This window comes from uncultured Lamprocystis sp. (genome assembly GCF_903933125.1).
Lineage (GTDB): Bacteria > Pseudomonadota > Gammaproteobacteria > Chromatiales > Chromatiaceae > Thiodictyon.
In genome coordinates this window covers 1-8,319 of record NZ_CAIZIZ010000063.1, presented here as the reverse complement: position 1 = coordinate 8,319, position 8,319 = coordinate 1, and the positions used below count along the sequence as shown (strand labels likewise).

The window sequence follows — 8,319 nt, the reverse complement described above, 5'->3', positions numbered from 1 at the left end:
TTCCCACGCTCCAGAGATTGGGCAAGTATTCCTTGTAGGTTGGGCTGAGGAACGAAGCCCAACGAGCAGCCAAACGTAAGGCGCTGAAATGTTGGGGTTCGTTCCTCACCCCAACCTACGGCATTGCGATGTTTTCGGGTTCGGAGCGAATACTTTCACAATCTCTCCAGCGGTGTCACGTCTGTCTCAGGCGCTGCGCGCCTCGATCACCGACGGCCGGAATGACGATCAACGCCCTCTGCCCGGAGCCGATCCATGCTGACCATTGCCGTCGACATTCCCGATGACCTCGCGGCCAATTTCGATACTCCCGAGGCGATCCGCCGGGCGCTGTTCGAGGATTTCGTCATCGAGCAGCGCCAACGCGGCGCAATCAGCCTGGGTAAGGCGGCGGAGTTGCTGGGTATTAGCTATCCCGAGGTCTTTGAGTTGCTTAGCAGCAAAGGGCTCAGCCCGATCAATGCCAGCCCTCAAGACCTGGACGAGAGCTATCGTCGCTTGGTTGAGCTGATGGACAAGGGTTCTCGCGCTGGCCTTGGAACGGCGCGCCGATCCGCTGCTGATTGACGACAAGAAGGCGAGGAACGAGGCCGCTGATCTGGGGTTTCAGTGCGCGTTTACTACTGACGTGCTCCGCTTCGCGGAGCAGCGCGGGATCATTGCGTCGGTTGCCGAGATCGTCGAGGGGCTGCGCGGGGCTCGAATCTATTTGCCTTTCGGTGCGGGACAGCGTAGGGGTTCCCACTGATGAGATCGCAAAGTTTTTTATCTAGTGTTTGGAGCGGCTCTATCGCTATCATGCACATTATTAGCCGTAAACGCCTGAACCTGTTCGCGGACCAATATCCGGACAGCCGGTCCGCCTTAGCGCACTGGTACAGCCTCGCCAAGCGGCGCGATTTCTCATCCTTCGCCGACCTGCGCAAGGTCTTTCCTGCGGCCGACCAAGTTGGCAAGTTGACCGTTTTCAATGTCGGCGGCAACAAGGTGCGGCTGATTGCCGCCATCCACTACAACTGCGCCAAGATCTATGTCCGTGCGGTACTGACCCACGCGGAGTACGACGACGGCAAGTGGCGGGAGGAGTAAGCGATGCAAACCAGCGAAATCACCGCGGCATTGGGGTCCTGGCCGCTGCTGTCGCCGCTGCTGTGCGTCCCTCATACCGAGGAAGATTACGAACACCTGGTGGCCTTCCTGGATCGCCTGGTCGACGAGGTGGGCGAGGACGAGTCCCATCCCCTGGCCTCGCTGATGGAGATCGTGGGGGTCTTGATCGAGGGGTATGAGGATGATCATGTTCCTGAACTCGACGAATGCACGTAAGCGTTCTTACCTGATGTCCAGACAGACGCGTGTAGGGGCGGGTTTTAAACCCGCCTTACGTCCGGTTTGGTCGCGCCGTTTGCATCCAGTGCAAACCCTCATCCTCTGATACCAGTGGGCAATCTCACCTACATCGAAGCGCAGCACTTTTTGAGCCTCGGCAAGGTTCGTGTCGATCTCGGTCCGCTCAATGTGCTCGTCGGCCCGAACGGGGCGGGCAAGACGAATCTGCTGCGCACCATCGAATTTCTCGGCGAAACCGCCCGTACGGACCTGGTTCCGGCCGTGAACCACTTTGGTGGATTCAATGCCCTGTTCTTTCGCGGTGAACTTGGCAGGCGTCCGCGCAGCATCCGGTTGGCGATCGGTGCGCAAATCACCCGCTATGCGAGTTGCAATGCACCAGACGAATACGCACTCTCCTTCTGGGAACAGGCCCTCAAAAGGCCGAATGGCCCCGTCAGGTTGCTTGGACGCAACGAGACCTTCACCTTCAAACGCACCGGCGGCCAGGGTCGCCGGATCAGGATCAAGGGTTCCCATGTGGATATCACGAGCGATCCAAGCGAGCAGCCGCCGACCCGCTTGAGTCTGGCTGCCGCATCCTCAGGACTCTCGACACTACGCCGATTGGGAAAACAATACGGCGCCGAGCAGATCGACGAGTTGGCGACTTTGCTGGAGTCGTTTCGTGTCTTCGAGCCGGATGTCGCCAAGGCGCGCCAGCCGTATCGACTGGTCGCGGGGGAGCCTGTCCACCTGGCCGCCGATGCCTCGAATCTTGCCGCCTATGTGGCATGGCTGGCCGAAGCCAGTCCGGAGGTGTTCGAGGCGCTGGTCGATGATCTGCGCTATATCACGCCGGGGTTTATGCAATTGCGCCTGGTGCCGCTCGGCGGGAGCAGTCCCGGCGTTTCCATCGAGATTGAGGAAAAGGCTCTACGCGGCACCACGCCGCTCGCCTCGGCGTCCTTCGGCACCATTCGGGCCTTGGCACTGCTGGCCATGCTGCACGATCCCGACCCGCCCAAGCTGACCTGCGTCGAGGAGGTCGATCATGGCCTCCACCCCTATGCCCTGGACCGCATCGTCGAGCGCCTGCGTGACGCCAGCACCCGCACCCAGATCCTCGCGGCGACCCACTCCCCGGCGCTGGTCAACCGGCTGCGGCCGGACGAGCTGATCGTCTGCGAGCGCGACACGGAAACCGGCGCATCCCGAATCCCGGCAATCGCGCCGGCGGACGTACGCAAGATGTATCGCGAGGACGAACTGCGCCTAGGCGAACTCTGGTTCTCGGGGGCGCTGGGCGGGGTCATCTGAAATGGCGGAACCAGTGGTATTACTGGTGTTCGGCGAGGATACGAACGACACCAGAGCAGTGAAAGAACTCATCCTGGCCCTGCGGCCCGAACCGGTCCGAATCGAAACCCGCCGCACGCCACTGGTATTGGTCAAGGGAAAAGACAAAGCACGGGACAGAAAGAACGTCGCCGAGCTTGCCGCCGTCGTCAGGGCAGAGCAGCGCCGGGGCAAGCGTTGTGTCGTCATCGCCCATCGCGACTGTGACGCTATCGAACCGGCACACGAGCAGATCGCATCCCTACTCGAACAGGGATTGCTCCGCGAAGGCATCAAACAGGTCGTCGCTGCCGCAGCAGCCTGGGAAATCGAGGCTTGGTGGTTCCTCTGGCCTGACGCGGCACTGGCGGTCAACTCAAAGTGGCGCCGCCCCGAGCCGCCAAGCCCGGAGGTTGGGCGGATCGAGAACGCCAAAGAAGCCTTCCGACAGGCGCTCCGTCCCAAGGTCAAGAGTCAGCGCCCACGGGATTATGCAGAAAGCGACTCGCCGAAGATCGCCGCGAAGGTACGGGAATTAGGTCTCGTTGATCAGCGTGCCGCCGGCAGCCGATCGTTTGATCGCTTTGCAGGGCGGGTACGGCAGCTCGTATTGATCTAAACTAAGCTCGATGCCTCGCCTCTCCAAGTTACGACCGACTAGGGTCACATTTTCTTACTTCATTCTGTCGGGCGGACGACAGGCTGGTCAGGTGCGGGATTCTTTTGACTTTTGAGCCGTATCGATCGCGTAATCCGGTCATTCCAGAGGAAGCTTGCTACGTTTGCTGGCGCCACCTTGTCTGCTGCATCAAATCCCATCATCTGAGTCGGCGAGGCTGCTCAGCATGTCGTAGATGGGTAGCGGGCTGCCGCGGGCCGCAATGAAGTCGCGCATGGCCTTGAACAGAGGCTCCAACTTATCCCGATTCTTTAGGTTGGCAGCCAAATCCTGATCGAGAATTCGATCAATCCGATCGACCAGCGGCCGGTGATGTTCGTTGGACGGGTTAAGAAACCCGGGATCGATGGCCCGATATCGCAGTAACATCATCAACATGGCCGCGGCTGACAGGAACTTTCTGGCAGGTTTCTCGTGTTGCGCATCCATCGTTTCAATCGCAATTTGCGCAAGCCCGCAGGCTGTTTCAGAGGTCAGGCAGCTCGGCGCATCTGGGCGGTAGGCAAGCACCTGTGCCACCGCGGTGATCCTGTAAATTAGGACGGGTTGTCCGGGCTGCCAATCACCACAGACTCTATTGAAAAGCGTCTTGAAGTCTCTCCTTTCATGCAAGCAGCGGCCGGCTGAGCGAAAGACTTCCTGCTGCCAGGCCCTTGAAGAAAATACGCTATCATCGAGTACTGATCGAATTTCGTTGAGGATTGTTGGGCCTACGCTGGAGTAGCACCAGGAGCCCATACCCAGCAATTTCCTGCGCAGCTTTTCTTGCGCAAAGCCTGCGGATGTTTTAACGAGCGCATTTTCTATTACATCAATAAAGGCGTTGAACAGGGCGCGATAACTCTTGAACCCTGACGGCGGCTTTTCGTGTAACTGGACGAGATCCTGTTCTTCAGGGATCGTGCCCTCCGAACTGACGATACCAAATCGCCTGTCGTCATCAGGCAGAGGGTTCCGCAGATTGTGGAGCGCTGCCAAGTTGAGAAGGCCTGGCGCGCTCATCAACTGACTCGACGTCGGTTTTTTGTTCAGGGCGTTATGCAGTTTGTTCAGCGTAACCATATCTGGAGCCGCGGCAAAAGAAAGCTTCTGTTGCGCTCCCATTCCGAAGCCCGCATTACCCATTGCGTTCAGAAAGTCGCTGATCAGGGACGGCACATTGTAGCCGCGCCAAACGGCCGCGTGGCATTCGACGGGCTCTGGGTCTGGATAGGCAACCGTGCATTGGCCAGACAGATTCTTGAGCACCTCGTCGCGGGTCAGCGCGGTATCGTCCATCAACCGCCAGTCGAGGAACACGGGGCGAACGCCCAGCCTACCGCGCTCGGCCGCTCTGACCTCTACCTCTGCAAAGCCCTGGCCTGGTGTCTGCCTGACGACCAGGACCAGTTTGGTCGCTTCCTTCGGGGGTTCCGGAATCGTGGTCTCGGTCTTGCGCACCGTGGGTTCGTTGCCGCGCGCCAAGTAGTACTCCACCCGGTCGGCACCGGCGGCAAGAAAGAAACGGTCGTCCTCCTTGGGCGGCATGGTGGTGCCGCCGGGAACGCGGTGCTGGCCTTCCATCAGGCTGACAAACTTGGGCCGACCGTTGACGCAGGCGTTGATCAAGAGATCTGGCACCGTGTCGTAATAGCTCGGAATGCCGTGCCTTCGCCGCCAGCCATAGTGCGCGGCACCGCAGGCGATAGCGGATGGCCAAAGCGGCAGGACTTCGACCATGGTCGATACCGCGCTCATCCACACCCGCAACTGCTCTACTAGTTGATTGCCAAGGGTTATCGGGCCGACGTTCAAACCCGTCAGCGGACCGTCGATCAGGACGCGATGAACAGGCTGACCCCGTATGACCTGCTCGCGTAACATCGCCTGGATGGGACCGCGCAGCATCGCCGCGACCTCACCCGATGGGGCCAGCACGCCATGCAGTCGATGCCAGCAGCCTGCGTGGTCGCGGATGATCTCAGGTGGTAGGGACCCGCCGCATAGCGCGGCCCAGGGTCGGCGGCTCACCCAGACCAGAGCCGGATCGGCGTCCGGCGACAGGCCAATGCGGGCCAGGTCCGTCGCCAGCAGATATCGCGCGGCCTGCTCAATGGGCCAGTCCTGCCCGGCAGGCAGCCCGGACCCGCGGCCGTTGCGGATCGGCACCAGCCAGCGACCGCCGTTCTCTTTGACGTTCTCTACCTCAAGGTCAATCCGGCTAACCTCCGGTGCCCAACAGCCGAGATGCACTACCAGCACGGACTTTCCATGTAAGGCGTCGATTTCTGCGGCCGGGAGCCGATAGGCCCAGCCCAGCACTGTCGCGATGGGGCGCCAAAGCAACTCCGCTGGGATGTTGGCGCGGCGCAGGGCGTCTAGGAGCCGTTGCTGGCCCAATTCCCCGAGGCAGTCGGGTACCGCGATGATGTGCCGGGCGGAAGGGGCATTGGTCAGCGCAAGCACATGTGCTGCAAGCCAGTTGCCGACATCGCTTACGGCTGCCCCCTGGCCGCTTTCCAAGGTCAGCAGCAGCGGTAACACCGGATGGCGCGGGCGGGCATGGGCCGGATCCCAGCCGCGGCCGTCCAGACTCGCAAAGGCGGCGTCGCCGGCTAGCGGTTGCTCGCCGGATCTGTCCGGCACGATCACGCAGGCTGGCCGAGGGGGGCGCAGGTCGTGCGGCGAGGGTTCTGGCGCGCCCTGGCAGATGGCCACCGCGTCCGTAACGCCGTCCGGCGCCAGGCCGATGCAGTCGTTGCCGCCTGTGCCCATGTCCGCTATTCCCCCGTCAGAACAGCCGCGATGCGCGCGAGACCGGCGCCGAAGTCGGATCCGGCGACCGGCAACGCGAGCCCGACCACGTCACCGTGTTGGGCGGTGATCAAGGGACTGTCTTCGCAGGCCGGGGCCATAAGCAAGAGGGCTTGCACGGCGTGATGGGCAGGGTTCCGGTGCCAACTGACGAGCGCTTGAGCCGCGTCCAGCACCAGTCGATCCAGGGTGAAGGGTTCGACGCCCGTGTCGGTCACGGACCAGACCAGGATATCGCGTGCCCGGCCGCCACCAATGCGTGCGCGGGTGACGATCAGCGTCGGCGCGAGCGGCGCATAGCGTGATATGAGGTCCGCGGGCGCCGTGTCCGCCGCATAGACCATCAGCACACGGTCCGGCGTCGCGAATACCCCGGCGCAGCTGTGCACGGCAAGCCAGCGCCCACGGTCCTGCTCCCGGTGCAAATACAGCGGCGCTAGGGCCAGGGTCTCCTCTGCGGCATCAAGCAGCGCGGTGAGCACCGCCATGGTAACCAGATCGGCCCACAGCCGACCCTGCCAGGTCCAGGCCTCATCTACATCGTCCTGTCGGCGCAGCAGGGCTTGATAGGCGTCCCAGATGCGTCGATAGCGCTGATCGGAGGTCAATACGAAATTGGGTTTGGCTGGCCCCGCGAGACCGTGCACCGTGGCGAACGCCGGTAGATGCAGCAAGGCCGCGCAGCCGCGTCCGTAGCGGCTGACCTCGCCGTAGCGGGTGGAGTCGGACAGGTTGCGGTTGGCGGTCAGGTAGATCTCGGTCGCCTGCACGCTGCGGTGGATGAAGTCTTTAAGGACGCGGTTTTCCGGCGTGTCGACAGTCTCCTCACGCACGACTGCGAGCAGTGCTTGGCGGGAGCCGGCCTTTTCGATCGGCGTGCGCCCCGGCTGGCGGACGTACCAGGCGAGACAGGCGGAGTCCATCTCTTGGATGCGGTGGACGGCCTGCAGGCGGCGGTTGCGGGTCAACACCCGCCGCGGATGCTGGCCAAGCTCCTCCACCAGCCGGCGCAGATCGCGGGCATGACGAACGATCAGGGCCATCCGCGGCTCCGCGACATCCCGCTCCGCGGCCAGGGCCACCGCGACTTGCCGCCAGTCGGCGCGCACCCAGCCGCGCATGCGCCCTTGGGCCGCCTGCTCGGCTGGATCGACGTCGAGCAGGCCGACAATCAGTTCCACGATCATTCCAATTAGCATCTCCCGGTCCAGTGCGCGTCGGTTAGTCGCATCCAGGGGATGCTTCTTGTTATAGCAGCCCAGGTTGTCTACAAGCCGTAGATAGCGCATGTCCGATGAGCCATCCGGCGCAAATAGCCGTAGTTCCAGGTTCTCGTCGCCGCGCATGGCTGCGGCCGGCAACAGCCAGCGCTGCCATCGCTGCCGCTCCCAGCGAAACGGCTCGCCGCTGGCGCAGGGTTGGTGCGGATGCCGCACCGCTTGCAGCAGGCAATCCGTCGGCAGCACCAGTGCCAGGGTATCCGATGCCGCGAGCGCCAAGGCATCGTCGCGCGGCAGCATCCGGGCGCCTGCGTATAGGCTCCACGGGTAGCGCAGTGCGATAATCGGCGTGGGCATCGCGATTAGTCCGGCCGGTTCAAGCCCTGCAAACTGAACAGCGGCTTTTTCCGCCCTTCTTCTATCGCCTTGGCCAGTACGTCATCGCCGACCTTTTTTTCGATCAGGGTCTGCAACTGACCGAGGGGATCTCTGAACTCGGTCGTCTCGACGCCGCGCAGTTTCGGCAGGATACGTTGCTCCAATTGATCCGAAAAGGCGTGGGACAGGCGATGCGGCCCTTGGTCGGGGTAGTTCGCGCAATAGAGCAGGATCGCCTGATTGATGCGGTGCCCAAAGGGGCGCTCCAACGCTTGCATAACCTTGTTGAGATCGCTGATCCAACCGCATAGGCGCTCGCGGTCATGGGTATCGAGCGCATCGACAGTGCGCGTCCAATCGTCCCAAGTCTGGCGGGAGAGATAGGCTCCGCCAATACGGGCGGACTGGTTGGGCTGCCTTTCCGCCAGCTCCAGCGGACGGCCGAAACGCAGCACATTGGCCCGGTCGATCACCTTATCCGAAAGAGTCTGCGTGGATTCGTCCTCGTTCATCGTGCCGACGAACAGCACGTTGCGATCCACGAATAGGTTGAATGGCTTTTCCCGCCCGCCGATGTCGAGT

General features: G+C 62.1%; 7 protein-coding genes and 1 pseudogene. 5 read left to right on the top strand and 3 right to left on the bottom strand.

Going from position 1 to position 8,319, the window contains the following annotated elements:
* The first annotated feature begins 255 nt into the window (after positions 1-255).
* From QZY03_RS02855 to QZY03_RS02835, 5 genes are all read left to right on the top strand, one after another.
* Positions 256-567: a UPF0175 family protein gene (locus QZY03_RS02855; protein ID WP_295578111.1), complete on the top strand. Its 312-nt coding sequence runs from the start codon at positions 256-258 to the stop codon at positions 565-567.
* Between the two features lie 231 nt (positions 568-798).
* On the top strand, positions 799-1,089 hold the full coding sequence (locus tag QZY03_RS02850) for a type II toxin-antitoxin system HigB family toxin (RefSeq protein ID WP_295578109.1): 291 nt from the start codon (positions 799-801) through the stop codon (positions 1,087-1,089).
* A 3-nt stretch (positions 1,090-1,092) separates the two neighbouring features.
* Positions 1,093-1,326 (top strand): hypothetical protein, encoded by a 234-nt coding sequence (locus tag QZY03_RS02845; protein WP_295578107.1) that lies wholly within the window; start codon positions 1,093-1,095, stop codon positions 1,324-1,326.
* Positions 1,327-1,440: 114 nt separating this feature from the next.
* On the top strand, positions 1,441-2,649 hold the full coding sequence (locus QZY03_RS02840) for an AAA family ATPase (protein WP_295578105.1): 1,209 nt from the start codon (positions 1,441-1,443) through the stop codon (positions 2,647-2,649).
* A gap of 1 nt (position 2,650) precedes the next feature.
* Positions 2,651-3,286 carry a hypothetical protein gene (locus QZY03_RS02835; protein WP_295578104.1) on the top strand — a complete coding sequence of 212 codons (636 nt, stop codon included), beginning with the start codon at positions 2,651-2,653 and terminating at the stop codon, positions 3,284-3,286.
* Positions 3,287-3,475: 189 nt separating this feature from the next.
* On the opposite strand, the gene QZY03_RS02830 is transcribed toward QZY03_RS02835, so the two are convergent.
* From QZY03_RS02830 to QZY03_RS02820, 3 genes and pseudogenes are all read right to left on the bottom strand, one after another.
* A complete protein-coding gene (locus QZY03_RS02830; RefSeq protein ID WP_295578102.1) occupies positions 3,476-6,100 on the bottom strand; it encodes a hypothetical protein in 2,625 nt (874 codons plus the stop codon).
* Between the two features lie 5 nt (positions 6,101-6,105).
* Positions 6,106-7,716: a DUF2357 domain-containing protein gene (locus QZY03_RS02825; protein ID WP_295578100.1), complete on the bottom strand. Its 1,611-nt coding sequence runs from the start codon at positions 7,714-7,716 to the stop codon at positions 6,106-6,108.
* A 5-nt stretch (positions 7,717-7,721) separates the two neighbouring features.
* Positions 7,722-8,319, bottom strand: a pseudogene (locus QZY03_RS02820) (hypothetical protein); the annotation flags it as partial.